This window comes from Streptomyces sp. NPDC048278 (assembly GCF_040652195.1).
Lineage (GTDB): Bacteria > Actinomycetota > Actinomycetes > Streptomycetales > Streptomycetaceae > Streptomyces.
Genome location: NZ_JBEZLP010000034.1, coordinates 1 through 24,690 on the forward strand (window position 1 = coordinate 1; position 24,690 = coordinate 24,690).

A 24,690-nucleotide genomic window follows, 5' to 3' on the forward strand; every position below is an offset into this window, starting at 1 on the left:
GGCCGTGTCCGGAGCGCAGCGCAGACACAGGCCCTGGGCCGCGTTCCAGCAACGGCCGCACACGTAGTCGGTGCAGCGCGCCCACGATCACTGCGCCTCCGCCTCCGTCTGCCGCGCCACCGCGTCGATCGCCGCCAGCGACCTGCGGACCTGGTTACGGTCCGTGGTGTACCAGAAGTCGGGCAGTGAGGACTTGAGATAACCGCCGTACCGCGCGGTGGCAAGCCGCTGGTCGAGTACGGCGACCACACCGCGGTCCCCCGACGCCCGTACGAGACGGCCGGCGCCCTGGGCCATCAGGAGCGCGGCGTGGGTGGCGGCGACCGCCATGAAACCGTTGCCGCCGGCGTCCTCGACGGCCTTCTGCCGGGCGCTCATCAGCGGGTCGTCCGGGCGCGGGAACGGGATCTTGTCCATGACGACCAGCTGACAGCTGGGTCCGGGGACGTCGACGCCCTGCCAGAGCGAGAGCGTGCCGAAGAGGCAGGTCCTGGGGTCGGCAGCGAAATTCTTGATCAGTTCGCCGAGGGTCTCCTCACCCTGCAGGAGCACCGGGAACTCGGGAATCCGGACGCGCAGTTCCTCGGCTGCCTGCTGAGCGGCCCGCATCGAGGAGAACAGACCGAGCGTGCGACCGCCCGCGGCCTGGATCAGCTCGGTCAGTTCGTCGAGCATGTCGGCACGGTCGCCGTCCCGTGCGGGGCGCGACAGATGCTTGGCGACATAGAGAATGCCCTGTTTCGGATAGTCGAAGGGCGAGCCGACGTCGACGCCCTTCCACTGCGGGAGGTCGTCCCCCTCCGTGCCCTCCGGGGCGAGGCCCAGGGAGGCGCCGACACCGTTGAAGTCGCCGCCGAGCTTGAGGGTCGCCGAGGTGAGGACGACCGAACGGTCCGCGAAGAGCTTCTCCCTGAGCAGGCCGGACACGGACATCGGGGCGACCCGCAGGGAGGCACCGAAGCGGTCATGGCGTTCGTACCAGACGACGTCCCACTCGGAGCCGTTCACGATCCGCTCCGACACGTCGTGCACGGTCTCCACGGAGGCCAGTGCCTGTTTGCGGACCGCGTCCTCGTCCTGGACCGACTTGTCGCGGGTCGTGCCGAGCGCGGAGATCACGGTACGGGCGGCGTCCCTGAGCGCCGACAGGGCATAACCGAGATCCTCCGGGATCTCCTCCAGGCGGCCGGGCAGCGCGAGCTCCATCAGCCGCTCGAAGCCCTCGGCGGCGGTCTGGAGCTGGTCGGCGGCCTTCTCGTCGACCAGCTTGGCGGCACGCCGGACCGCCCGGTTGACCTGGCCCGGGGTGAGCTCGCCGGTGGCGACGCCGGTGACGCGGGAGACCAGTTCGTGCGCCTCGTCCACGATCAGCACCTCGTGCGGCGGGAGGACCGGGGCGCCCTCGATGGCGTCGATGGCCAGCAGGGCGTGATTGGTGACGACCACCTCGGCGAGCTTCGCGCGCTCGCGGGCCATCTCCGCGAAGCACTCGGCGCCGTAGGCGCACTTGGACGCGCCGAGGCACTCCCGGGAGGAGACCGAGACCTGCGCCCAGGCCTTGTCGGAGACGCCCGGTGTGAGGTCGTCGCGGTCGCCGTTCTCGGTCTCGTCGGCCCAGTCGCGCAGGCGCAGCAGGTCCTGACCGAGCTTGCTGGTGGGCGCGGCGGCCTCGAACTGGTCGAAGAGGCCCTCCTCCTCGTCCTGGGGCATGCCCTCGTGCAGCCGGTGCAGGCACACGTAGTTCGACCTGCCCTTGAGCATCGCGAACTCCGGGCGCCGGCGCAGCAGCGGGTGCAGGGAGTCGACGGTGCGCGGCAGATCCCGCTCCACGAGCTGTCTCTGCAGGGCGAGGGTCGCCGTCGCGACGACGACCCGCTCTCCGTGCGCGAGGGCGGGCACCAGGTAGCCGAGCGACTTGCCGGTGCCGGTGCCGGCCTGGACCAGCAGATGGGATCCGTCGTCGATCGCTTCGGCGACCGATTCGGCCATGGTCACCTGGCCGGGGCGCTCCGTACCGCCGACAGCTGAGACAGCGGCATGCAGGAGTTCAGGGAGTGAGGGCTTCGTCATAGCGCGACCACCCTACGACCCGCCACTGACAACCGGGCGATCAAGGCGGGGACGGGGGGTGGGATCACGCCGGGGGCTCCTGGACGGGCGGACCAAGGGGGAAGGCCGGGCGGCTCGGATTTTTTCCGGACCGCCGGGAACTCGATCGGCCGCCGCTTCGTACTACATGTGTACGCGCAATCACTCAGCGCTACATCAGATGACGTAGGGACCGGTCCCGGATCATGAGGGCGGCCCGTTTGGCAGGCAGGTCGACCTCGGAGGCGTAGCGGAAGCCCGCGTTGAGGAAGGCGGCCACGGAGGGGGTGTTGTGGAGATCGGGTTCCGCGACGACGCGGGCACAGGCGGGGCGGTGATCGAGTACGTGGTCGGCCACGGCTCTGAGCAGGGCGGACCCCAGTCCTCGTCCTCGGTCGGCGACGTCGCCGACGAGCAGGTGGACACCGGTGTCGTGCGGGCGGGCCGGATAGTGGCGGGCGAGCGGGTCCAGGTCGGCTCGGTAGATCTCCCAGTAGCTCATCGGGGTGCCGTCGAGCACGCCCAGACACGGCACGCTGCGTCCGTCTCCCGCGAGCTGGGCGCGCAGGTGGTCCTCCGTCTGTGTGCCTGAGCCGGCCAGCTGCCAGAACGCGGCCACGGCGGGGTCGTTCATCCAGGCGCTGATGACCGGCAGGTCGCGTTCGACCTGGACCGGCAGCAGGTGGAAGGAGCCGACCGGGGTCTCGGCGGGGCCCCAGGTGCCGACCTGGTCGAGCAGGTCGGATGCGCCGGGCTGGTGCAAGGGGCGGCCGGGTCTCTCGTGAGCGGGCCCGGGGGCTCGTCCGTCGGTCTCGGGAGTCGTCCCGGCGACGAGGGCGAGGAGTTCGACGGGCAGGCGGAGGTCAAGGGTGTCCTCGCAGTCCCTGATGTCCTCGGCGGTTCCGGAACGGCCGGGGTGGCCGATGGGTCCGGGACGGACCGGGACGGGGACGGGGCCGGTGCCGGCGCTCGCGTCGGTGGGAGGCACGGTGCGCTCCTCTCAGAAGACGAGGTGGGTCATGTTCCTCGGTCGGTGGATGAACGGCGGTGAATGCAGATCGGCGGACTCGGATCCGTGGAAGGGATCGGCGGACTCGTATCGGCGAACTCGGATCCGTGGAAGGGGTCGGTGGAATCGGATCGGCGAACTGGGATCGGCGAAGTCGATCGAGGACACGGAATGGGTGAACGCAGGTCGGTGAGACCGGATCGGTGGATGCGGTCGGTCGGCGAAGGGCGGTGCACGAGGGCCGGAGACGGTGTCGGTGGGGGCAGGCGATGGGGTCAGGAAGGCGCGGAGTGGAGGGGGTTGGTGATGGTGACGTAGACGGACTGGGTGTCGACCGGGCCCACGAGTTCGTCGAGGCCGTGCAGCCGGGTCAGCAGGTTGGCCTTGCAGCGCAGGACGGGTGAGTCGAGCAGGCGGCCGGGCAGGGAAGTGCGCAGCCGGGCGGGGCCGGTGGCCGCGTCGGTGAGGAACCGGCGGAACGCCGCGAGCAGCAGCCGCTCGTCGGCGAGCCGCTGGGAGCCGAACGCGCCGATCAGGCCGAGCACGTTGTTGATGCCGAGGTAGTAGGCGAAGCGTTCGTCGGTGACCTCGTCGGAGACGAAGGTGTCGCTGTGCTCCCCGATGCCGGGCAGCCGCGCGTCGAGGTCGGCCCGTCGGGACTCGCGGAAGTAGTAGCCCTGGTTGTCGCGGTAGCGCCCGCCGGCCGGCCAGCCGTCGGCGTCCAGCAGGAGCAGGGTGTTCTGCTGGTGGGCCTCCAGGGCGATGCCGGCCTCGCTGTCGAGCCAGAGCACCGGGCGGACGACCTGTTCCAGGTAGCGCAGGAACCACTCGGCGCTGACGGCGCCCACGGGCCGGCCGGTGCGTTCGGCGAGCCGGGAGACCGCCCGGGCCAGCCGGGAGCGGTACGGGCGGGGCCTGCCGTTCGCCGCCGGGGCGTCGAGGGGCCGGGGCGTGACCAGTCCGGCGATGCAGGACACGTCGTCGTCGGGGATGAACGGGTTGTGCCGGACGACCACGTCGAGTCCGGGTACGGGCCGGCCGTCGAGACCGTCGACGGCCAGCCAGGCGGGGTCGCGCACGATGTCGAAGGCGGGATGGGCGGCCTGCCACTGCTTGGCGAGGCCGGTGCGCAGCAGGCGGTGCACCTCGACGCCCCGGTGGAGTTCCTTGCGGAGGTTCTCCCGGCGGGAGTTGGTGATCCGCAGGCCGAGCGACAGCTTGAGCATGGCGGGGGCGCCGGTGCGGTGCACGGTTCGCACGGAGGAGGTGGGGTACCAGGGGGCGCCGAGCGGGCCCAGGTCGCGCAGGAGCCCGGCGTCGAGGAGGGCGGCGGTCTCCTCCCGGTGACCGATGTCGCGGGCCTGCCAGGGGTGCAGGGGCAGGGCGGCGGCGCAGCCGTCGGGCAGAGGCAGGGCCGTGCCCGCCAACCGCTCCATGAGGTGCGCGGCGGGGACGGGACGGCCTCGTTCGGTCCAGGCCGAGTCGGTGACGAGCAGGGAGGAGGCGACCGCGAGCCAGTGCAGGGGGAAGGAGCCGCGCAGCTCCGGTGAGTAGAGCCGGGCCTCGGACTCGGTCAGGCCCTCGCGGCTCTTCGGGGTCGGGTGGAACGGGTGCCCGAGGAGGAGTGCCTGCTCGGCGGCGAGGAAGCGGTCGGGGCCGTCGGCGGGGTGGGCGCGCCGGTCCGCGACGAAGGTGACCGTGCGGCGCAGGGAGTCGGCGACCCGGGCCACGAGGTCGGCGCCGTCGGAGGTGGCTTCGGGGTGGCCGGTGGCGCTCTCGGCTCGGTCGGCGGTGTCGGCGGTGTCCGCCGGTCCCGGGGTCGTCTCGCGGGTGAGCAGGGCGGCGAGGGTGACCGCGTCGACGGCTGGGGCGGTGTCGGAGGCGCCGGCCAGGCGGGGTGGTCCGAAGCGGTGCCAGCCGGTCGGGGACCAGTGGCGGACCGGGGTGAGCAGGGCCGTACCGCTGACGGGGAGCGGGATGCGGAGGGTGCCGGTGTCGGGCGTGGGCAGGTTCGTCTCGCGTACCCAGCAGCGGAGCAGGTTCTCCACGGCGGCGGCCTGGGCGGCGATGCGCGGGTCGGGGTGTTCGAGGAGGTCTCCCGTGTCGTCGCGTGGCCGCTCGGGCGGGGAGGTACGGCCTCGTTGCTGGGGGACCGACTCGGCGAGCGGAACGGGGCGTCCCTGTGGGCCTTGGTCTCCGTTGTCGTCGGGCGCGGGGGTGGCGTTCAAGGAGGGTTCCTCGGGGCTCGGGCGGTGCGGTGTTCGGCGTGTGGCGGGCGAACCGGGCTGGTCGGGTGGCGAGTTCCTGACGGGAGTCGGCGGCTCCGGCGGCCCCGGCGCTCCTGCGCTCCGGCGCTCCTGCGCTCCGGCCGGCGGGTTCCCTCCGGACGGTCAGGTCGGCGGGTCGCTGTCGGGTGTGGGGGCCGGTCGGGGCACGGCACCGTGGGCGGCCGGGTCGCGGGCCACGGCCGCGATGGCGTCGGCGAGGCGGTCCAGTACGGCGGTCGCCTGTTCGTCGGTGATGGTCAGGGGCGGCAGCAGTCGTACGACACCGGCGTGGCGGCCCCCGAGTTCGACGATCAGGCCCCGCTCCAGGCAGGCGCGTTGCACGGCCGAGGCCAGTTCGGGAGCGGCGGGGCGCGGTACCGGCCGGGCTTCCCCCTCCCACCCGCTCACCGCGGCACCCCGCACCGCCGCGCCCGCGCCACCGCCGCCTCGGGCCCTCGTCTCCTCCGCCGCCCCCGCCGCCCTCGCCTCCTGCGCTGTCGTCGCCTCCCTCGCTGCCCGCTCCTGCGCCCGCTCCTCCGCGTCCGCTGGGAGCTCCTCCCCCTCCGGGTCCACCAGTTCCACGCCGATCATCAGTCCGCGCCCCCGCACGTCTCCCACGCATGTGAAGTCGTTCTGGAGTGCGCGCAGTTGGGTGAGCATCCGGGCGCCGAGCAGGCCCGCTCGTTCGGCGAGGGCGTTCTCGCGGACGTGGGCGAGGGTGGCGGTGCCGGCGGCCATGGCGAGCTGGTTGCCGCGGAAGGTGCCGGCGTGCGCGCCGGGCTCCCAGACGTCGAGGTCGTCGCGGTAGACGACGACGGCGAGGGGGAGGCTGCCGCCGATGGCCTTGGACAGGACCATCACGTCGGGGGTGACCCCGCTGTGCTCGACGGCCCAGAAGGCGCCGGTCCTGCCCACCCCGGTCTGGATCTCGTCGGCGATCAGGGGGATGGAGCGGTCGGCGGTGAGCCGGCGCATCCGGCGGAGCCAGTCGTCCGGCGCGGGGATCACCCCGCCCTCGCCCTGCACGGGTTCGAGGATCATGCCGGCGGGGAGAGGGACGCCGGACTTGGGGTCGTCGAGGACGGTCTCGGTCCAGCGGGCGGCGAGTTCGGCACCGCGGGGGCCGCCGACGCCGAACGGGCAGCGGTAGTCCTGGGGGTAGGGCAGCCGGGCGACACGGACGTCGCCGGCTCCGCCGGAGGCGGCCAGGGCGCCGGTGGTCATCCCGTGGTAGGCGCCGGTGAAGGCGAGGATGCCGGTGCGGCCGGTCGCGGCCCGGACGAGTTTGAAGGCGGCCTCGACGGCGTCCGTGCCGGCGGGCCCGCAGAACTGGACGCGGGCGCGGTCGGCGAGTCCGGGCGGCAGGGTCCGGAACAGTTCGGTGATGAAGGCGTCCTTGACGGGGGTCGCCAGGTCGAGGACGGAGAGCGGGGCGCCGGAGTCGAGGACCTTGCGGATCGCCTCCAGCACGACGGGGTGGTTGTGGCCGAGGGCGAGGGTGCCGGCGCCGGAGAGGCAGTCCAGGTAGCGGCGACCGTCGGCGCCCTCGATGGTCAGGCCGCGCGCCCGTACCGGCACGATGGGCAGGGCGCGCGCGTAGGTACGTGCCCGCGACTCACGCGCCGACTGACGTCTCAGGATCCCCTCGTGCGCCCCGCGCGCTCCCCCGGACGTCCCCCCGGTCACCGACTCCGTCACGGCCACGGCTCGCTGTCCTCCCCGCTGTCCAGAGGCGAGTTGATCGCCGGGTGCCGGGCACAGACAGCCGGACCCCCACCGCTACCAACCCCGGACCGGCCTCGGGGTTACGGGTCACCTCAAGATCATTGCCGTGGGCTTGCCGTGGGCTTGCCGTGGCCGGCCCGGCCGGCGTTCGCCCTGCCGGGAGGGACGTCGTCACCGGTACCACCGGGCACGTGCGACGCGTCGGTCCCACCCGCGGACCGCGGTTGCCCCGCTGGTGGGGCCCGTAGCAAAACCGTTGCCCATCCGTCGGGAGCGCCGCACAGCGAGCGCATAGTGTGTGGCGCTGAAGTTCCTTGCCGACAGGGGGAGTCACCACCATGCGATCCATCCGGCCGTCGTTCGCCCTCCGAGGTGGAAGGGGCGCGCCGCGTGCGCTGGCGGCCGTCGCCCTCGCCTCGGTCCTGACGCTGACCGCCACCGCCTGCGGTGGCTCCGGCGACGACAACGCGGGCGGCGCGGCGTCCGCGTCCGCCACCGCCGACACCGGTGACGGCAAGATCAAGATCCCGGACGACATCAAGAACAAGCTCAGAGAGCACGGGATCGACATAGACAAGTGGAAGCACGGCGCCTGGAAGAACTGGGACAAGGACGACTGGCTGCGCGAGGCCAACGACTTCGTCAACCCCATCATCAAGGGCCTGTGGGACCCGAACCGGATGCGGGACGCCGACGACCCCGACAAGAACAAGGGCGTCGACGACAACGACCTCTCCGGTGACCAGGGGGTGACCGACCCGACGCCGGAGCCGGTCCAGGCGAAGGCGGTGCGGCCGTCCTACCACGCGAGCGCGGCCACGGCCGGGAAGGTCTTCTTCGACTCCCCCGAGGGCACGATGGTCTGCTCGGCGACGGTCGTCGAGGACCCGGCGCACCCGGGCAAGTCCAACCTGGTGTGGACGGCGGGGCACTGTGTGCACGCCGGCAAGAACGGCGGCTGGTACCGGAACATCGCGTTCGTGCCGTCGTACAACGACAAGGGGCTGACGGGCTCGGCGCTGGCGGCGGCGACCCGTTCGGAGGTCGCGCCGTACGGCGTCTGGTGGGGCGACGGGGCGCAGACCTCGCAGCAGTGGATCGACCAGGGCGGTGAGACGGGCGGCAACGGGGCGTCGTACGACTACGCCGTGATCCATGTGACGCCGGAGCAGGGCAGTGGCGGCAGGTCTCTTGAGGAGACGGTCGGTTCGGCGCTGCCGGTGAACTTCGACGCGCCCGCGGTGCCGAAGGTGTCGAGCATCACCGCGACGGGGTATCCGGCGGCGAAGCCGTACGACGGGTCGCTGCTGTACCAGTGCGCCGACAAGCCCGGGCGGCTGTCGGTGGACGCGTCGGCGCCGACGATGTACCGGATCGGGTGCACGATGACCGGCGGGGCGTCGGGGGGCGGCTGGGTGGAGACGGGTGCCGACGGCAAGCCGGCGCTGGTGTCCAACACGTCGATCGGGCCGGTGAGTTCGGGGTGGCTGGCCGGGCCTCGGTTCGGGGATGTGGCCAAGGGGGTTTATGAGGGGGTCAGCAAGGAGTTTGCCGATCAGTGAGGGGGCGGGTGTCGCCCGCGCGCCGTGGTCAGAAAGGTGCGTGGGCGAGTGACCCGCCGTCGTCGGTTGCTCGCGCAGTTCCCCGCGCCCCTGACGGGGCGCTGAAGCCCCGCTCCTCAGAAGGTTCCGAAAGGCCCGCCCCCAAAAGAACGGGGGCGGGCCTTTGCTCAGCGGTTGTTACGCCGCCGGAGTCGGCACGTACGGCGCGAGTTCCGCCGCGAGTTCCTCGTGGACGCGGACCTTGAGGAGGGTGCCCTCGGGGGTGTGTTCCTCCGAGAGGACCTCGCCCTCGTTGTGGGCGCGGGCCACCAGCTTGCCGTGGGTGTACGGGATCAGGGCCTCGATCTCGACGGACGGGCGGGGCAGCTCGTTGTCGATCAGGGCGAGGAGTTCCTGGATGCCCTGGCCGGTGCGGGCCGAGACCGCGAGGGAGCGCTTCTCGTTGCGCAGCAGTCGCTGGAGGACCAGCGGGTCGGCCGCGTCGGCCTTGTTGATCACGACGAACTCGGGTACGCCGGTGGCGCCGACGTCCCTGATCACCTCGCGCACGGCGGCCAGCTGCTCCTCCGGGACCGGGTGCGAGCCGTCGACCACGTGGAGGATCAGGTCGGCGTCGCCGACCTCCTCCATGGTGGAGCGGAAGGCCTCGACCAGGTGGTGGGGCAGGTGGCGGACGAAGCCGACGGTGTCCGCCAGGGTGTAGAGGCGCCCGCTGGGCGTCTCCGCGCGGCGGACGGTCGGGTCCAGGGTCGCGAACAGGGCGTTCTCGACCAGGACGCCGGCGCCGGTGAGGCGGTTGAGCAGGGAGGACTTGCCGGCGTTGGTGTAGCCGGCGATGGCGACGGACGGCACCTTGTTGCGGCGGCGCTCCTGGCGCTTGATCTCGCGGCCGGTCTTCATCTCCGCGATCTCCCGGCGCATCTTCGCCATCTTCTCGCGGATCCGCCGCCGGTCCGTCTCGATCTTGGTCTCACCGGGACCGCGGGTGGCGAGGCCGCCGCCCTTGCCGCCGCCCATCTGGCGGGACAGCGACTGGCCCCAGCCTCGCAGCCTCGGCAGCATGTACTGCATCTGCGCGAGCGAGACCTGCGCCTTGCCCTCGCGGGACTTGGCGTGCTGGGCAAAGATGTCGAGGATCAGGGCGGTCCGGTCGATGACCTTGACCTTGACCACGTCCTCCAGCTGGATCAGCTGGCCCGGGCTGAGCTCACCGTCGCAGATGACGGTGTCGGCGCCGGTCTCGACGACGACGTCGCGCAGCTCCAGGGCCTTGCCGGAGCCGATGTAGGTGGCCGGGTCGGGCTTGTCGCGGCGCTGGATGACGCCGTCGAGGACGAGCGCGCCCGCGGTCTCGGCGAGCGCGGCCAGCTCCGCGAGGGAGTTGTCCGCGTCCTGCACGGTGCCCGAGGTCCACACCCCGACCAGCACGACGCGCTCCAGGCGCAGCTGCCGGTACTCGACCTCGGTGACGTCCTCGAGCTCGGTGGAGAGGCCCGCGACGCGGCGCAGGGCCGCGCGCTCGGAGCGGTCGAACTGGTCGCCGTCCCGCTCTCCGTCGATCTCGTGGCTCCAGGCGACGTCCTCTTCCATCAGGGCATCGGCCCGAAGACCGTCGGGGTAGTCCTGCGCGAGGCGCCTGGTGTCCTGGGAAGGGGAAGAAGAGGAGGTCATTGGGTCCTTACGTCGATGGGAGTGCCGAAGCCGACTTTCGACTTCTCAACGTACGAGTACCCCGGGAGATTCCCCGCGACCCGTACCGTGCGGCCCCACGATGGTCGCACGGTACGTCCCGTCCCGGCACCGTGTTATTCCGGGGGCCGCCCGGCCGTCACTTCTTGGTCTGCTTCTTCGGGGCCGGGACCTGCTTCCAGTCCGGGTGGCCGGGCATCGGCGGGGTCTTCGTGCCGTACAGCCAGGCGTCGAAGAAACCGGTGAGGTCGCGGCCCGCGACCGCGGAGGCCAGGTGGACGAAGTCGGCGGTCGTGGCGGTGCCGTCCTTGTGCCGCTGGACCCAGATCCGCTCCAGGCGCTCGAAGGCGGGCTTGCCGATCTCCTGGCGCAGGGCGTAGAGGGCGAGGGCCGCGCCGTCGTAGATGTTGGGGCGGAAGATGCCGATCTTCTGGCCGGGGTCGGGGACCTTGGGCCGGGCGGGCGGTCCGCCGGCGGCACGCCAGCGGTCGGAGGCGCCGTACGCGGCCTTCATGCGGTTGATCATGGGCTGCTTGCCCTTCTCCTCCGCGTACAGCTCCTCGTACCAGGTGGCGTGGCCCTCGTTCAGCCAGACGTCGGACCAGACGCGCGGGCTGACGCTGTCGCCGAACCACTGGTGGGACAGCTCGTGCACCATGACCGACTCGATGTACCACTTGGGGTAGGCGGGCTCGGTGAACAGGTTCTTCTCGAAGAGGGAGAGGGTCTGGGTCTCCAGCTCGAAGCCGGTGGACGCCTGCGCCATGAGCACGCCGTAGGTCTCGAACGGGTACGTGCCGACCTTGCTCTCCATCCAGGCGATCTGGTCCGGGGTCTTGGCCAGCCAGGGTTCGAGCTTCTTGGCGTCGGCGCTCGGGACGACGTCGCGGACGGGCAGTCCGTGCGGTCCGGCGCGGTGCAGCACGGCGGAGCGGCCGATGGAGACCTGGGCCAGCTCGGTGGCCATGGGGTGCTCGGTGCGGTAGGTCCAGGTGGTCCGGCCGCCGGACCGGACGGAGTCGGTGGGCAGGCCGTTGGCGACGACGGTGTAGCTGTTCGGGGCGGTGACGTGGAAGGTGAACATCGCCTTGTCGGACGGGTGGTCGTTGCACGGGAAGACCAGGTGGGCGGCGTCGGCCTGGTTGGCCATGGCGAGCCCGTCGGTGGTGCGCACCCAGCCGCCGTCCTGGCCCTTGGCGGAGACCGGGTCGCTGGTGTGCTTGACCGTGATCCGCGTCCAGTCGCCCCGCCGCAGCGGCCGGTCCGGAGTGACGACCAGGTCCTCGCCTGCGCTCTCGAAGGCGGCGGGCCGGCCGTCGACCTCGACGGACTCGACCTTGCCGTGCGCGAAGTCGAGGTTGAGGCGGTCCAGGTCGGCGGTGGTCCATGCGTCGATGGTGGTCACGGCCTGCAGCGGCTTGTCGTTGCTGCCGGGGTAGGTGAAGGAGAGGTCGTACGACGCCACGTCGTACCCCGGGTTGCCGAGGTACGGGAAGAGCCGGTCGCCGACGCCGAGCGGGACCGGCGGGGCGCTCGCACCGAGGAGGGCGACGGAGACGGCGGAGGCGAGGAGGGCGGCGGCCCGCCGGTGCCGGAGCGGTCGGGAGGCACGCTGTGCGGCGCGGCGGGTGCGGAGGGTGAGCGGCATGGACCACCGCTACCAGCACACCCCGCGCTTACGGGTACGAACCGCGCTCAATCCACCCGAACGAGTAATTCATTGGTGTTGCGCTCGGCCGACGTCGTACACACCGGGCACATTGCGCATCGCGCGCATCAGGGCGGGCAGGTGGGCCGCGTCGGGGAGCTCGACGGTGTACGTGTGGCGGACGCGCTGCTGGCTGGGGGGTTCCACGGTCGCAGAGACGATCTCGGCGCCCTCCTGGGCCATCGCCTCGGTGAGGTCGGCGAGCAGATGGGGCCGGCCGAACGATTCGGCGATCAGGGTGACCCGGCAGGCGGTGCTGTCGCCCCAGCTCACGGCCACCTCGGGGCGCCCGGTGCTCTTCATGTGCGCCACCGCGGCGCACTCCACGCGGTGCACGGTGACCACTCCGCCGCGCACGGCGAAGCCGGTGACCTCGTCGGGCGGTACCGGGGTGCAGCAGCCGGCGAGCCGTACGGTCGCGTCCGGGCGGTCGGCGACCACGGCGCTGGCGGTCCGGGGGACGTCGCCGGCGGCGGTGCCGGAGACGGGGAAGTCGGGGGCGGGACGGCTGGGGGCCGGGGCCGGGGGCTCGCCGGTGCTGTCCGGGTGGGCGACGAGCCAGCGCTGGATGGCGATCCGGGCCGCCGGGGTGTGGGCGTGCTCCAGCCACTCCCGGGAGGGCTCGGAGGCCGGGTCCTGGCCCATCAGGAGCTGGACGGTGTCGCCGTCCCTGAGGACCGTGCTGAGGGTCGCGAGGCGGCCGTTGACACGGGCGCCGATGCAGGCGTGGGCGTCCTCGCCGTACTGGGCGTAGGCGGCGTCGACGCAGGTGGCGCCCTCGGGGAGGCCGAGGGCGCCGCCGTCGGGGCGGAAGACGGTGATCTCGCGGTCCTGGGCGAGGTCCTCGCGCAGGGTGGACCAGAAGGTGTCGGTGTCCGGGGCGGCCTTCTGCCAGTCGAGGAGGCGGGAGAGCCAGCCGGGCCGGGTGGGGTCGGCGCGCTCGCCGTCGGCCGGGGCGTCGGCGCTCTCCGCGGCGGGGGCGTCGGCGGCCGGGGCGTAGGGGTTGCCGAGGGCGACGACGCCGGCCTCGGCGACCTTGTGCATCTGGTGGGTGCGGATGAGGACCTCGGCGACCTGTCCGTCGGCGCGGGCGACCGCCGTGTGCAGCGACTGGTACAGGTTGAACTTCGGTACCGCGATGAAGTCCTTGAACTCCGATACCACCGGGGTCATACAGGTGTGCAGTTCGCCGAGGACGGCGTAACAGTCCGCGTCCTCGTTGACCAGCACGAGCAGCCGGCCGAAGTCGGCGCCGCGCAGCTCGCCGCGTTTGCGGCTGACGCGGTGGACGGAGACGAAGTGCCGGGGCCGGATGAGGACTTCGGCCGGGATGTCGGCCTCGCGGAGCACCCCGCGCACCTCGTCGGCGATCCCTGCGAGGGGGTCGTCGGTGCGGGCCGCGTTCTCGGCGATCAGCTCCCGGACGTGCTCGTACTCCTCGGGGTGCAGGATCGCGAAGACCAGGTCCTCCAGCTCGGTCTTGAGCGCCTGCACGCCGAGCCGTTCGGCGAGCGGGATGAGGACGTCGCGGGTGACCTTGGCGATGCGCTCCTGTTTCTCACGGCGCATCACGCCGAGGGTGCGCATGTTGTGCAGCCGGTCGGCGAGCTTGATCGACATCACGCGGACGTCGCTGCCGGTGGCGACGAGCATCTTCCGGAACGTCTCGGGTTCGGCGGCGGCCCCGTAGTCGACCTTCTCGAGTTTGGTCACCCCGTCGACCAGGTAACGGACCTCCTCGCCGAACTGTTCCCGCACCTGGTCGAGCGTCACGTCGGTGTCCTCGACGGTGTCGTGGAGCAGAGACGCCGTCAGGGTCGTGGTCTCGGCGCCGAGTTCGGCGAGGATCAGGGTGACCGCGAGGGGGTGGGTGATGTACGGCTCGCCGCTCTTGCGCATCTGGCCGCGGTGCGAGGACTCGGCCAGGACCCAGGCGTGGCGCAGGGGTTCCAGGTCGGCGTCGGGGTAGTGGGCGCGATGCGCCTCGGCGACATGGCCGATGGCATCGGGGAGTTTGCCGCGCGCGGCGTTGCCGAGCAGCGCGGCCCGGCCGAGCCGGCGCAGGTCGATCCGGGGGCGGGCCTTCCTGCGGACCGCCGCTGTGGGCACGACAGGACCGGGCGTCGCAGGGTTCGTGGCCTCCGCACTCATGGGCACCTCCGGCTCGTGTACCGGCGGACGGGGCCCCAGGGCATACGCGGCTCAGGGATTGGCGACGTTCCCCCGTCCGTGCCGGTGCTTGATGCTACCGAGCCCATCGCGCCCGATTGACCGGCTCCCGCCGAGCGTGAAACGGATCACCCAATCGAGCGACCAATTCGAGGTTTACGATTTTGCGCCACCTGTTCGGGGGGTGGCCCACGTTTCTCGCCAGACGGGGCAACGCGGGCCGTGCATCCGGGGGTTGGAGTACCGCCCGGACCACGGATTACGACGTGCAGTCAGCTCAACGGGCGGCATTTTCCAGCCACTCCGCACTGATCTCGCCCGTGGCGACAATCACTGCGGGGCCGGTCATCTCGATCTCGCCGTCAGGCCGTTCGGTGATGACGAGCCGTCCGCCGGGCACGTCCACGGTGTACGTCGCCGGGGCGCCGGTGACCGAGGGGTCGGCGCCGTCGCGGCGGGCGGCGGCCACGGCGACCGCGCAGGCGCCGGTGCCGCAGGAGCGGGTCTCGCCGGAGCCGCGCTCGTGCACGCGCATGGCGACGTGGCGGGGGCCGCGGTCGACGACGAACTCGACGTTGACCCCTTCGGGGTAGGCCGACGGGGGGCTGAAGGGGGGCGGGGTGTAGAGGTCGCCGGCGTCGGCGAGGTCCGCGACGAAGGCGACGGCGTGCGGGTTGCCCATGTTCACGTTCCGCGCGGGCCAGGTGCGGTCGCCGACGCTCACGGTCACGTCGCCCTCGGGGAGGCGGGCACTGCCCATGCCGACGGTGACGTCACCGTCCTTGGCGATGTGGACGGTCTTGACGCCGCCACGGGTGGCGACGGCGAGGTCGCCCTCCGTGGCGTGGCCGGCGTGCTGGAGGTAGCGGGCGAAGACGCGGACGCCGTTGCCGCACATCTCGGCGATCGAGCCGTCGCCGTTGCGGTAGTCCATGAACCACTCGGCGTCGGTGGCCATCCCCTTGGCCTCGGGGTGCGCGGCGGACCGTACGACGTGCAGCACGCCGTCGGCGCCGATGCCCGAGCGGCGGTCGCAGAGTGCGGCTACGGCGGCCGGGGTGAGGTCCAGGGCGTTGTCGGGGTCCGGGACGATCACGAAGTCGTTCTCGGTGCCGTGGCCCTTGAGGAAGGGGATGCTCATTCTTCGAGGGTAAGGGAGGGTTGCGTCGTGTCTTGGCTGCGGGCCGGTGGGGGCTGGTCGCGCAGTTCCCCGCGCCCCTTTCGGGGCCGCTTCAGCGCAGGCGCGCTACGCGCCATACCGCCAGGACGACGACGATCGCGACCAGGATCACGTAGCCGATCACCACGCGCCAGTCGGGCCTGCGGGTCGAGCCTCGTGGTGGGAGGCCGGGCCAGGTGTAGCCGACCTTCCTGGCCGCCATCATTCCCCAGCCCGCCGCGCAGGAGCAGATCAGCAGGCCCAGCATCGCGATCACCGCGCCGCTGTCGCCGAAGTCGAAGGCCAGCGGGAAGGCGAACATCAGGGAGCCGACCGCGGCCAGGCCGACGATGGGCGCGAGCTGCCACAGGCGCAGACGGCGCTGCGGGCGGAGCTCCACCTCGACCTCGGGGCCGCTCGCGAACATCTCCTCCGGCTCGGGGCCGTCGGCGGTGACGCCGCCGCCCACCGTGTCGTCAGGACCGTCCGGCGAGAGTCGCCCCTCGGCCTCCTCGGCCTCACCCGGTTCGAGGGCCTCGACGGCGACGTGCTCGGTGTCTTGTGCGGTGTCGCGAGGGCCGGCCTCCATCGCCACGCGCCCTCCCAACCTAGGACTCCACTTGCGATCGAAGCTCGATGATGGCACGGCGCCGGAGGCCCCGATGACCGGTGGCGCATCCCGATGCCATGACGTGATCAGGCTGTGACCGGTCGTTCGACCAACGCCAGGGCCAGCCGCGGAAGTTCCTCGCGGTCCGCCGCGGCCCCACTCAACCAGTGCACGCGGGGGTCGCGCCTGAACCACGAATCCTGGCGGCGCGCGAAGCGCTTGGTGGCACGGACGGTCTCGGCCCGTGCTTCCGCTTCCGTGCAGTCGCCGGCGAGCGCCGCCAGGACCTGCTGGTAGCCGAGGGCGCGCGACGCCGTGCGGCCTTCGCGCAGCCCGTGCGCCTCCAGTGCGCGCACCTCGGCCACGAGTCCGTCCTCCCACATCCGGTCGACGCGCAGCGCGATGCGCTCGTCGAGTTCGGGGCGGGCCACGTCGACGCCGATCTGGACGGTGTCGTAGACCGAGTCGTGGCCGGGCAGGTTGGCGGTGAAGGGGCGCCCGGTGATCTCGATCACCTCCAGCGCGCGGACGATGCGGCGGCCGTTGCTGGGCAGGATCACGCGGCCCGCCTCGGGGTCGGCGGCGGACAGCCGGGCGTGCAGGGCGCCGGAGCCGCGCAGTGCGAGCTCGTCCTCCAGGCGGGCCCGGACCTCGGGGTCGGTGCCGGGGAACTCCAGGTTGTCGACGGCGCCGCGGACGTACAGCCCGCTGCCGCCGACCAGGATCGGCCAGCGGCCCTCGGCGAGCAGGGCGTCGATGCGGGTGCGGGCGAGCCGCTGGTACTCGGCGACGGAGGCGGTGACGGTCACGTCCCAGATGTCGAGCAGGTGGTGCGGGACGCCTGCGCGCTCCTCGGGCGTCAGTTTGGCGGTGCCGATGTCCATCCCCCGGTACAGCTGCATGGAGTCGGCGTTGACGACCTCGCCGCCGAGCCGCTGGGCCAGGAAGACGCCGAGGTCGGACTTTCCGGCCGCGGTGGGGCCGACGACGGCGATGACACGGGGGGCGGGGGGTGCGCTGCTCACCGCACCAGTCTCGCAAACCTCGGAGACCGGTCTCGAACGAGTTACGTGACGGAGCGTGTCCGGCTTCGTTGCCCGTTGCGAGGTTCCCGCCACCGCCGCCGGGAGGCCGCGACCGGTCCGGCGCAATCGGACGCACCGGGGTCACGCGGGATTTCGCTCGCACGAGTAACGTATGGAGTGGATATGGGCGTTTTTGCACGGTTCCTTGGGAAGAAGCAGAAGGCGTCGGAAGAGCCGAGGAGGCCGGAAGCGCCGGAGGCCGTGGCGTCGGCCGGTGCCGGGCCGGACGGGCCCGGAGCGGAGAACGCCGCGGAGGAGGCGGCCGAGGCCGTGGCCGAGGCGAAGGGCTCCGGCGAGGACGACGGCCGGGAGGCGGACGCGAGGACGGAGACGGAGCGTGCCGCGGTCGCCGCGGACACCGAGATCCCCAAGCAGCAGTCCGCCAGGGAGGCCGCCGACAACGAGGCCGGCGAGAGCGCCCGCACATAACGGCCCGCGAGGGAAGCCATAGGGAAGGTAACCATGGGTCTTTTGGACAATTTGAAGGCCAAGCTCGCCCCGGCCAAGGACAAGGCCTCTCACCTCGCGCAGCAGCACGAGGACAAGATCGACAAGTTGCAGCACGGCATCGACAAGGCCGCGCGGGTCGTCGACGAGAAGACCAAGGGCAAGTACAGCGACAAGATCCAGACGGGTACGGGCAGGGCCAAGGGCGCCGTGGACCGGTTCGTGCACCCGGACGCCATGGGCGGTACGACGCCCGACCCCACCGCCCCGACCAGGCCGGAGGGGCCGCCGCCGGCTTCCTGAGCCGGGCGGGTCCCGGCGCAGATCGGCGGACGGCCGAGAGTCACCCGACTCCCGGCCGTCCGCCGTTTCGGCGGCCGTTCAGGACCAGGCCGCCACCAGGTAGCAGACGCCGTACGGTGCGTCGTCGTAGAGGAGGGCCCCGGCGAGGCCGGCGTCCTCGGCCGCGCCGGCGAGGACCTGCCAGGGGGCCCGGCCTGCGGCCTTGAGCCGGTACGCCAGGTCGGTGTCGAGGGCCTTGATCGCCTCGATGTCGGCGGCGCCCAGCGCGCGGGCGGCCTCCGCGTCGAAGGGGGCCGCCCGTTCGTCCAGGTAGCCCGGCGCCTTGAGGGTGCGGCAGGCGCTGGCGTCGCCCATCACCAGCATCGCCACCCGCGCGGCCCGGCCGGCGATCTCCCGGCCGGTCCTGACGCACCGCTCGGTCTCCAGGGGCTCGCCGACGCCGAGCCCCTCGACGGGCGCGTCGGCCCAGCCGGTGCGCTCCAGCAGCCAGGCGCCGACGGCGAGGGAGGGCGGCAGCTCGCGCTCACCGGCCGCGTCCGGACCGCCCGTCGGATCTCCTGCCGGGCCGCCGCCCAGTCGTACGTCGAGTTCGGCCCCGAAGCCTCGGAAGGTGCCCCGGCTGCCCTGCGGGAACACCCCGCGTCCCGCCTGTTCGGCGGGCCCCACCACCACCAGGAGGTCGGGCCGGGCGGCGGCGAGCACCCCGAGCGCGTCGGTGCAGGCGGCACGCGCGGCGTCCAGCTCCGGCGCGGCTCCCGCGGCGAGCTCGGGGACGAGGACGGGCGGGCAGGGGCAGACTGCGGCTGCGACAAGCATGATCGGCAGCCTACTGCGGGTCCGCGGCCCCGGGACCGGTGCTCCACGCCAGTTCCGCCAGCCGGTAGAACACACGGTACGTGGACATCATGCCGCCGATGTTCACGTAGTACTCGTCCCCGTCCCGCATCCGGAACACCTCACGGCGCTGCTGGCGCAGGCCCGCGCGCGGACGGTGGGTGCAGGCGACCTCGTACAGGGTGGCCCGGGCCTGCTCCGGGGTGCTCTCGAAACGGGTGACCTCCTCGACCTTGTAGTACTCCCCGTTCCCGAACTGCACGACAACCACCCAGCGCGCCATGCTCCGCCCCCCGGCTCCCGGTCGACCGCTCGTTGGTCGACGTGTCGATCGGCATGTTGATCGACGTGAGAAGTATGGCGCGTGTTCAGTGCGCCGCGCAGCCCTCGGCAGCCGCCGGCAGCGGCGCCGGGACGCCGATCTTCGGCAGTCCCAGCAGGACGCCCGCCGGCTTGGCCGCCTCGGCCGCGTTCCGCTTCTCCCAGGCGTCGCCGGCGCGGGTGCGGCGTACGGCGAGCGTCGGCCCCTCGGCGAGGAGGTGGTGCGGGGCGGCGTAGGTGATCTCGACCGTGACGACGTCGCCGGGGCGGACCTCCTGGTCGGGCTTGGTGAAGTGGACGAGGCGGTTGTCGGGGGCGCGGCCGGAGAGGCGGTGGGTGGCGCCGTCCTTGCGGCCCTCGCCCTCGGCGACCATCAGGTCGAGCGTGCGGCCGACCTGCTTCTTGTTCTCGTCCCAGGAGATCTCCTCCTGGAGGGCGACGAGACGCTCGTAGCGTGCCTGGACGACGTCCTTGGGGATCTGGTCCTCCATCGTCGCGGCGGGGGTGCCGGGCCGCTTGGAGTACTGGAAGGTGAAGGCCTGCGTGAAGCGGGCCTCGCGGACCACCTGCATGGTCTGCTCGAAGTCCTCCTCGGTCTCGCCGGGGAAGCCCACGATGATGTCGGTGGTGATCGCCGCGTGCGGGATCGCGGCCCGCACCTTCTCGATGATCCCGAGGTAACGCTCCTGCCGGTACGAGCGGCGCATCGCCTTCAGGACGGTGTCCGAGCCGGACTGGAGCGGCATGTGGAGCTGGGGCATCACGTTCGGGGTCTCCGCCATGGCCGCGATGACGTCGTCGGTGAAGTCACGGGGGTGCGGGGAGGTGAAGCGGACGCGCTCCAGGCCCTCGACGGTGCCGCAGGCGCGCAACAGCTTGCTGAAGGCCTCGCGGTCGCCGATGTCGGAGCCGTAGGCGTTGACGTTCTGGCCGAGCAGCGTGATCTCGGAGACGCCCTCGCCGACCAGGGCCTCGATCTCGGCGAGGATGTCACCGGTGCGGCGGTCCTTCTCCTTGCCGCGCAGGGCCGGGACGATGCAGAAGGTGCAGGTGTTGTTGCAGCCGACGGAGATCGACACCCAGGCCGCGTAGGCGCTCTCGCGGCGGGTCGGCAGGGTGGAGGGGAACGCCTCCAGCGACTCCGCGATCTCCACCTGGGCCTCTTCCTGGACCCGGGCGCGCTCCAGCAGGACCGGCAGCTTGCCGATGTTGTGGGTGCCGAAGACGACGTCGACCCAGGGGGCCTTCCGCACGATGGTGTCGCGGTCCTTCTGGGCCAGGCAGCCGCCGACCGCGATCTGCATGCCGGGGCGGGACGCCTTCCTCGGCGCGAGCCGGCCGAGGTTGCCGTAGAGCCGGTTGTCGGCGTTCTCGCGGACCGCGCAGGTGTTGAACACGACCACGTCGGCGTCGCCGTCCGCGTCCTCGGGGGCGCGCACGTAACCGGCGTCCTCCAGCAGCCCGGACAATCGCTCGGAGTCGTGGACGTTCATCTGGCACCCGTAGGTGCGCACTTCGTAGGTCCTGGGTGCCTGAACGTCCACTACCGGGCTCCGGTCGCTGCTGCTGGTCATGGGTCAAGGGTAGGCGGTCCCCGGAGACCGCCGCCCCGGCCCGTCCGGCGGGCAGCGCGCCGTCAGGCGAAGGCGAGCGAGCGGAAGGCGTCGCGGATGTGGCCGAGGGGTCCGGGGCCGCCGCCGTAGTAGAGCTCGTTGGTCAGCAGGACCGCCCAGCGGCCCTGCTGCGGCGAGAGCCAGGCGCCTGCTCCCGTGGCGGCGTGGGGCTCCCAGATGTCGTCGGTCCCGGGGCCGGTTCCCGGGACCGGGTGCCAGAACAGTCCGCAGGCGGGTGCGGGATCGCCGGTCCGGATCCGCAGCGACTCCTGGATCCAGGCGGGCCCGAAGCCCGGTTGTCCGCCGTCCTGTCCCGGCTGGAGCAGGTGGCGGAGGAAGGCCGCGAGGTCGGGGAGGGCGGAGAACGCTCCGGAGGCGCCGCAGACTCCGCCGAGCAGGCGTGCCGACGACGACGCGGCGGTGCCCTTCAGGCGGACCGCCGTGCTGTCGTCGAGTTCGGTCGGCGCGCAGCGGGCGGCCGTTTCGTCGGGCAGGGGGCCGTAGCGGGTGTGGGTCATGCCGAGGGGCTGCCACACGCGGGTGGCAGCGAGGACGTCGAGGCCCTGGCCGGAGAGTGCTTCGGCGAGCTGGCCGAGGACGAGGGCGGCACGGTCGGTGTACTCCACGGCCTCCCCGGGCGGACGGTGTACGGCTTCGCGGAGGACGCCCTCGCGGATGTCCCGGGGGTGGGTGCCGTACAGCTTCCCCAGGTCGGGGTCGGTGCGGGGCGGGAGCCCGGCGGTGTGGGTGAGCAGGTGGCGGGTGGTCGCCCGGCCCAGGGGGTGGCCGGTCGCCTCGGGCCAGAAGTCTCCGAGCGGCTCGTCGAGGTGCAGGGTGCCGTCCGCGACGAGGCAGCCGACGGCCGGCCAGACCGCGAGGACCTCCGTGAGGCCGCCGACGTCGAAGACGGTGTCGTGCCGCATCGGCTCGTCGGGCCGGTCGGGATCCAGCACGCCCGGGGTGCCGATGGCCAGGGTGGAGCGGTCGCCCACGGCCCAGACGGCGCCGGGGTAGACCTTGTCGCGGACGCCTTCGCCGACGAGCTCGCGGATGCGGTCGATGTCTAGGTCGAGGGCCATGGTCTCCCGATCTGTCCTGGGCGGTGGGGTCTCCCGTTGCTCAGCGTAGTCAGACGCATGCGGAGGTCCCGGCTGCGCCACGGGCGGGCAGGTGGCGCGGTTCGCCGAAGTGGCGCGCTCACCGCCATGGCGGCGGGCGTGCCCGCCGACCGGCTGAGGTCGCGCCGCCAACCGGCGGGTTCTCCGGGCCGGCCGCCGGCACGACGGCCGCCACGGGGTACGCACCGACAGGGCACGCGAGGAGCGGAGCGCACGTGATCCGGGTACTGGTGGTCGATGACGAAGCCCTGATCCGCACGGGTTTCATGCATATCCTCGAAACGGCGGACGACATCGAGGTCGTCGCGGCGGTGCCGGGTGGCCGGGCCGTACGCACGGTGCGGGAGCTGCGGCCCGACGTGGTCCTGCTCGACATCCGGATGCCGGACGTGGACGGGCTGACGATCCTGGCCGACCTACACGGCATGCCGCAGCCGCCGGTGGTCGCCATGCTCACCACGTTCGACACCGACGAGTACGTGGCGACGGCTCTGCGGTCGGGCGCCGCCGGATTCCTGCTCAAGGACACCGACCCCGAGCAGTTGCCCCATCTGGTGCGCACCCTGGCCGAGGGCGGGACCGTACTGTCGTCCAAGGTCACCCGCCTGGTGGTGGGCGGCTACCTCGACAACAGCGTCCGTGAACCGGCCGCCGCCCGTCTCGCCGCGGGGCTCACCGAACGTGAACGTGCCGTGCTCGTCCTCATGGCCGAAGGACTCGCCAACAACGAGATCGGCGAACGGCTGCACCTGAGCACCGGCACCATCAAGGGCCATGTCACCAGCGTCCTCGGCAAACTGCGGGTGAGCAGCCGCGTCCAGGCGGCGCTCGTCGCCGAACGGGCGGGCCTGCTCACCCCCGCGCAGGACGAGGGCGTCCGATGACCTCCCGACGGCCGGCGGCCGTACTGCTCGACATCGGCTTCGTCGGGGTCGCGCTGGCGGACGCCTGGGCGCATGTCGGGGTCGAGGAGGAGCCGGCCGCCGCGTGCGCGCTGCTCGGCGCCCTCGCCCTGATGCTGCGGCACCGGCTGCCCCTGACGACCTTCGCCCTGACCCTGCCCACCGCCCTGGTCACCGACTCGGTGGTCGCTCCCATGGCCGCGCTGTACACGCTCTCCTCCGTCAACCGCCACCGTCTCCTGCTGGCCGGCTGCGCGCTGGCCTACGCGATCATCGACTTCCTGCCCTGGCCGTGGTCGTCGCTGGACGCCACCGAGCTGTCCCAGACGAACGGCCTGTTCCACCTCAGCTACACCCTGGCGACCGCCGCCGCTCCTGTCTTCCTCGGCCAGCTCGTCCAGGCCCGGCGCGAGCTGTCCCTGCGGCTCGCCGACATCTCCGAGGCCCGCGAGCAGGAGCGGCTGCTGACCGCCCAGAGCGTGCTGGCGAAGGAGCGCGCCCAGCTGGCCCGGGAGATGCACGACGTCGTCTCCCACCAGGTCAGTCTCATCGCCGTACAGGCCGGAGCGCTCCAGGTGAGCGGCCGGGACGCCGAGACGAGGGAGGCCGGGGCCACGATCCGCCGCCTGAGCGTGCAGACGCTGGAGGAGTTGCGGCACATGGTCGGCGTGCTGCGGGCCTCCGGCAGCAGGCCCACGGAGCTCACCCCGCAGCCTTCGCTCGCCGACCTGGAGCACCTGGTCGGGGGCAGCGGCATCGAGGCGAAGCTGGAGACCGACCTGCCCGAGGAGCTTCCGCCCACGGTGCAGCGCGCCGTCTACCGCACCGTCCAGGAAGCGCTGACCAACGTCCGCAAGCACGCCCCCGGCGCCGCCGCGACCGTCCACGTCAGACATACGGACGGTGTCCTCCGCGCCACCGTCGGCAACACCGCCCCCACCCGGCCCGCCTACGCCCTGCCGAGCGCCCAGAACGGCCTGGTCGGGCTGGCCCAGCGCGCGGAACTCCTCGGCGGCACCGTCACCTCCGGGCCCACGCCCGAAGGGGGGTACGAACTCCGTCTCGAACTGCCGGTCGAGCGGAACCGGTGAGTGCCGGTTCCGGTGCTCACCGGAACCGGAACCGGTGCACGCCGCGAGGCGACCGGGCCGCGGGGAGGGCAGGTCGGCCAGTCGGCGGGGTGGTTCCGGACACCTGGCGGATGGTGCGGGCGGGGGGCCTGCACCGACTGTGGAACACGTGAGGCACCACGTGGCGTCGGCGGGGCCGGGAGAGCGGCTTTCGCACCGCCCGATGCCGTGCCGGGCCGAGAAGGGCCGAGAAGACCCAAGAAGGAGGCCGGTCCCATGTCCATCCACCTGACGCTTCTGTGCGCGCCCGGCGGTGACGCCACGCTGGACCCGCTCCTCGGCGACGCCCCCCTCAGCGACACCGGCCTGCTTCTGGCAGGCGCCGCGAGAGCAGTGCTCTCCGCCGATGCGCGAGCCGTCCGGACACCCTCGACCCGCTGCTCGCAGACTGCCGACGCGATCGGCCTGGCGTCGGTGGCGGAGCCCATGCTGCGCGATCTCGACGTGGGCGAGTGGCGCGGTCGTACCGTCGGTGACGTCGCCGCGACCGACCCCGACGGGTTCAGCGCCTGGCTCACGGATCCGGATGCCGCGCCCCACGGTGGGGAGTCCGTACGCCGGCTGTGCCGCCGGGCGGGGGACTGGCTGAGCGGCCTGGCGCCCGACACGGGCCACGTGGTGGCGATCGCCGAGGCGGCCGTCGTCCGAGCCGCGCTCATCCGTGCCCTGGGCCTGCCGGCGCGAAATTTCTGGCATCTCGCCGTGCCGCCCCTGAGCACGGTCCTCCTCACCCGGCGAGACGGCTGCTGGGACGTCCGGTTCGGCCAGGGGTCCCGCTGGGAGGCCCCGCGACGGCTGCTGCCGCGCCGGCCGGCGGCGGTCCGCCAGGACGACGGGACGGAGCGCCGTCCGTCGGGTGCGGCGCCGTCGTGGCCGGTCGCGCAGTTCCCCGCGCCCCTTCGGGGCGCCAACCCGCTCAGGGCCTGAGCAGCGGGCCCGGAAACTCCGGAG

The 24,690-nt window shown here is 72.5% G+C and carries 20 protein-coding genes; 6 read left to right on the top strand and 14 right to left on the bottom strand.

Translation table 11 applies throughout. The annotated features are described in order from the left end of the window. Positions 1–87: 87 nt before the first annotated feature. From AB0D74_RS39535 to AB0D74_RS39550, 4 genes are all read right to left on the bottom strand, one after another. Complete coding sequence (locus tag AB0D74_RS39535; RefSeq protein WP_362598092.1) at positions 88–2,070, bottom strand: ATP-dependent DNA helicase; 1,983 nt, start codon at positions 2,068–2,070, stop codon at positions 88–90. 190 nt (positions 2,071–2,260) lie between these two features. Beyond that, positions 2,261–3,076, bottom strand: a complete 816-nt coding sequence (locus tag AB0D74_RS39540; RefSeq protein ID WP_362598094.1) for a GNAT family N-acetyltransferase — start codon at positions 3,074–3,076, stop codon at positions 2,261–2,263. A gap of 296 nt (positions 3,077–3,372) precedes the next feature. Then, the gene (locus tag AB0D74_RS39545; protein ID WP_362598096.1) at positions 3,373–5,325 is read right to left on the bottom strand and encodes an IucA/IucC family protein; all 1,953 of its coding nucleotides are present in this window, start codon (positions 5,323–5,325) and stop codon (positions 3,373–3,375) included. A 162-nt stretch (positions 5,326–5,487) separates the two neighbouring features. After that, positions 5,488–7,068 carry a diaminobutyrate--2-oxoglutarate transaminase family protein gene (locus AB0D74_RS39550; protein WP_362598099.1) on the bottom strand — a complete coding sequence of 527 codons (1,581 nt, stop codon included), beginning with the start codon at positions 7,066–7,068 and terminating at the stop codon, positions 5,488–5,490. 359 nt (positions 7,069–7,427) lie between these two features. Here AB0D74_RS39550 and AB0D74_RS39555 point away from each other — a divergent pair, with 359 nt between their 5' ends. Beyond that, positions 7,428–8,651 carry a hypothetical protein gene (locus AB0D74_RS39555; RefSeq protein ID WP_362598102.1) on the top strand — a complete coding sequence of 408 codons (1,224 nt, stop codon included), beginning with the start codon at positions 7,428–7,430 and terminating at the stop codon, positions 8,649–8,651. 177 nt (positions 8,652–8,828) lie between these two features. On the opposite strand, the gene hflX is transcribed toward AB0D74_RS39555, so the two are convergent. The 6 genes from hflX to miaA all read right to left on the bottom strand — a co-directional run bounded on the left by hflX (position 8,829) and on the right by miaA (position 17,011). Further along, positions 8,829–10,322 carry a GTPase HflX gene (gene hflX / locus AB0D74_RS39560; RefSeq protein ID WP_362598105.1) on the bottom strand — a complete coding sequence of 498 codons (1,494 nt, stop codon included), beginning with the start codon at positions 10,320–10,322 and terminating at the stop codon, positions 8,829–8,831. Between the two features lie 157 nt (positions 10,323–10,479). Beyond that, positions 10,480–11,988 (bottom strand): M1 family metallopeptidase, encoded by a 1,509-nt coding sequence (locus tag AB0D74_RS39565; RefSeq protein ID WP_362598108.1) that lies wholly within the window; start codon positions 11,986–11,988, stop codon positions 10,480–10,482. 69 nt (positions 11,989–12,057) lie between these two features. Continuing rightward, entirely contained in the window at positions 12,058–14,199 is a 2,142-nt protein-coding gene (locus AB0D74_RS39570; protein WP_362598110.1) for an HD domain-containing protein, read from the bottom strand. 295 nt (positions 14,200–14,494) lie between these two features. Then, positions 14,495–15,358 (bottom strand): diaminopimelate epimerase, encoded by an 864-nt coding sequence (gene dapF, locus AB0D74_RS39575; RefSeq protein ID WP_362598113.1) that lies wholly within the window; start codon positions 15,356–15,358, stop codon positions 14,495–14,497. A gap of 91 nt (positions 15,359–15,449) precedes the next feature. Next, positions 15,450–15,965 carry a hypothetical protein gene (locus AB0D74_RS39580; RefSeq protein ID WP_362598296.1) on the bottom strand — a complete coding sequence of 172 codons (516 nt, stop codon included), beginning with the start codon at positions 15,963–15,965 and terminating at the stop codon, positions 15,450–15,452. Between the two features lie 107 nt (positions 15,966–16,072). Beyond that, positions 16,073–17,011: a tRNA (adenosine(37)-N6)-dimethylallyltransferase MiaA gene (gene miaA / locus AB0D74_RS39585; protein ID WP_362598116.1), complete on the bottom strand. Its 939-nt coding sequence runs from the start codon at positions 17,009–17,011 to the stop codon at positions 16,073–16,075. A 183-nt stretch (positions 17,012–17,194) separates the two neighbouring features. Here miaA and AB0D74_RS39590 point away from each other — a divergent pair, with 183 nt between their 5' ends. Further along, on the top strand, positions 17,195–17,500 hold the full coding sequence (locus AB0D74_RS39590; RefSeq protein WP_362598119.1) for a hypothetical protein: 306 nt from the start codon (positions 17,195–17,197) through the stop codon (positions 17,498–17,500). 33 nt (positions 17,501–17,533) lie between these two features. Then, positions 17,534–17,821 carry an antitoxin gene (locus AB0D74_RS39595; protein ID WP_362598122.1) on the top strand — a complete coding sequence of 96 codons (288 nt, stop codon included), beginning with the start codon at positions 17,534–17,536 and terminating at the stop codon, positions 17,819–17,821. A 78-nt stretch (positions 17,822–17,899) separates the two neighbouring features. Here AB0D74_RS39595 and AB0D74_RS39600 read toward each other — a convergent pair whose 3' ends face one another. From AB0D74_RS39600 to AB0D74_RS39615, 4 genes are all read right to left on the bottom strand, one after another. Beyond that, entirely contained in the window at positions 17,900–18,637 is a 738-nt protein-coding gene (locus tag AB0D74_RS39600) for a class III extradiol dioxygenase subunit B-like domain-containing protein (protein WP_362598125.1), read from the bottom strand. A 10-nt stretch (positions 18,638–18,647) separates the two neighbouring features. Next, on the bottom strand, positions 18,648–18,938 hold the full coding sequence (locus AB0D74_RS39605) for a hypothetical protein (protein WP_362598128.1): 291 nt from the start codon (positions 18,936–18,938) through the stop codon (positions 18,648–18,650). 85 nt (positions 18,939–19,023) lie between these two features. Beyond that, the gene (gene miaB, locus AB0D74_RS39610; protein WP_362598131.1) at positions 19,024–20,550 is read right to left on the bottom strand and encodes a tRNA (N6-isopentenyl adenosine(37)-C2)-methylthiotransferase MiaB; all 1,527 of its coding nucleotides are present in this window, start codon (positions 20,548–20,550) and stop codon (positions 19,024–19,026) included. A gap of 62 nt (positions 20,551–20,612) precedes the next feature. After that, positions 20,613–21,668 (bottom strand): serine hydrolase domain-containing protein, encoded by a 1,056-nt coding sequence (locus AB0D74_RS39615; protein ID WP_362598134.1) that lies wholly within the window; start codon positions 21,666–21,668, stop codon positions 20,613–20,615. Between the two features lie 254 nt (positions 21,669–21,922). On the opposite strand from AB0D74_RS39615, the gene AB0D74_RS39620 reads away from it, so the two are divergent. From AB0D74_RS39620 to AB0D74_RS39630, 3 genes are all read left to right on the top strand, one after another. After that, on the top strand, positions 21,923–22,591 hold the full coding sequence (locus tag AB0D74_RS39620) for a response regulator transcription factor (protein ID WP_362598136.1): 669 nt from the start codon (positions 21,923–21,925) through the stop codon (positions 22,589–22,591). After that, positions 22,588–23,700 carry a histidine kinase gene (locus tag AB0D74_RS39625; protein WP_362598139.1) on the top strand — a complete coding sequence of 371 codons (1,113 nt, stop codon included), beginning with the start codon at positions 22,588–22,590 and terminating at the stop codon, positions 23,698–23,700. Before AB0D74_RS39620 ends, AB0D74_RS39625 begins: the two co-directional genes overlap by 4 nt. Positions 23,701–23,955: 255 nt before the next feature. Continuing rightward, on the top strand, positions 23,956–24,666 hold the full coding sequence (locus AB0D74_RS39630) for a histidine phosphatase family protein (protein WP_362598142.1): 711 nt from the start codon (positions 23,956–23,958) through the stop codon (positions 24,664–24,666). Positions 24,667–24,690: the final 24 nt, after the last annotated feature.

Excerpts from the sequence above, each read along its gene's own strand:
- hflX (WP_362598105.1), bottom strand. The coding sequence starts at position 10,322 with ATGACCTCCTCTTCTTCCCCTTCCCAGGACACCAGGCGCCTCGCGCAG.
- AB0D74_RS39580 (WP_362598296.1), bottom strand. The coding sequence starts at position 15,965 with ATGGAGGCCGGCCCTCGCGACACCGCACAAGACACCGAGCACGTCGCC.
- AB0D74_RS39555 (WP_362598102.1), top strand. The coding sequence starts at position 7,428 with ATGCGATCCATCCGGCCGTCGTTCGCCCTCCGAGGTGGAAGGGGCGCG.
- AB0D74_RS39600 (WP_362598125.1), bottom strand. The coding sequence starts at position 18,637 with ATGCTTGTCGCAGCCGCAGTCTGCCCCTGCCCGCCCGTCCTCGTCCCC.
- AB0D74_RS39565 (WP_362598108.1), bottom strand. The coding sequence starts at position 11,988 with ATGCCGCTCACCCTCCGCACCCGCCGCGCCGCACAGCGTGCCTCCCGA.
- dapF (WP_362598113.1), bottom strand. The coding sequence starts at position 15,358 with ATGAGCATCCCCTTCCTCAAGGGCCACGGCACCGAGAACGACTTCGTG.
- AB0D74_RS39590 (WP_362598119.1), top strand. The coding sequence starts at position 17,195 with ATGGGCGTTTTTGCACGGTTCCTTGGGAAGAAGCAGAAGGCGTCGGAA.
- AB0D74_RS39570 (WP_362598110.1), bottom strand. The coding sequence starts at position 14,199 with ATGAGTGCGGAGGCCACGAACCCTGCGACGCCCGGTCCTGTCGTGCCC.
- AB0D74_RS39595 (WP_362598122.1), top strand. The coding sequence starts at position 17,534 with ATGGGTCTTTTGGACAATTTGAAGGCCAAGCTCGCCCCGGCCAAGGAC.
- AB0D74_RS39615 (WP_362598134.1), bottom strand. The coding sequence starts at position 21,668 with ATGGCCCTCGACCTAGACATCGACCGCATCCGCGAGCTCGTCGGCGAA.
- AB0D74_RS39605 (WP_362598128.1), bottom strand. The coding sequence starts at position 18,938 with ATGGCGCGCTGGGTGGTTGTCGTGCAGTTCGGGAACGGGGAGTACTAC.
- miaB (WP_362598131.1), bottom strand. The coding sequence starts at position 20,550 with ATGACCAGCAGCAGCGACCGGAGCCCGGTAGTGGACGTTCAGGCACCC.
- AB0D74_RS39625 (WP_362598139.1), top strand. The coding sequence starts at position 22,588 with ATGACCTCCCGACGGCCGGCGGCCGTACTGCTCGACATCGGCTTCGTC.
- AB0D74_RS39630 (WP_362598142.1), top strand. The coding sequence starts at position 23,956 with ATGTCCATCCACCTGACGCTTCTGTGCGCGCCCGGCGGTGACGCCACG.
- AB0D74_RS39535 (WP_362598092.1), bottom strand. The coding sequence starts at position 2,070 with ATGACGAAGCCCTCACTCCCTGAACTCCTGCATGCCGCTGTCTCAGCT.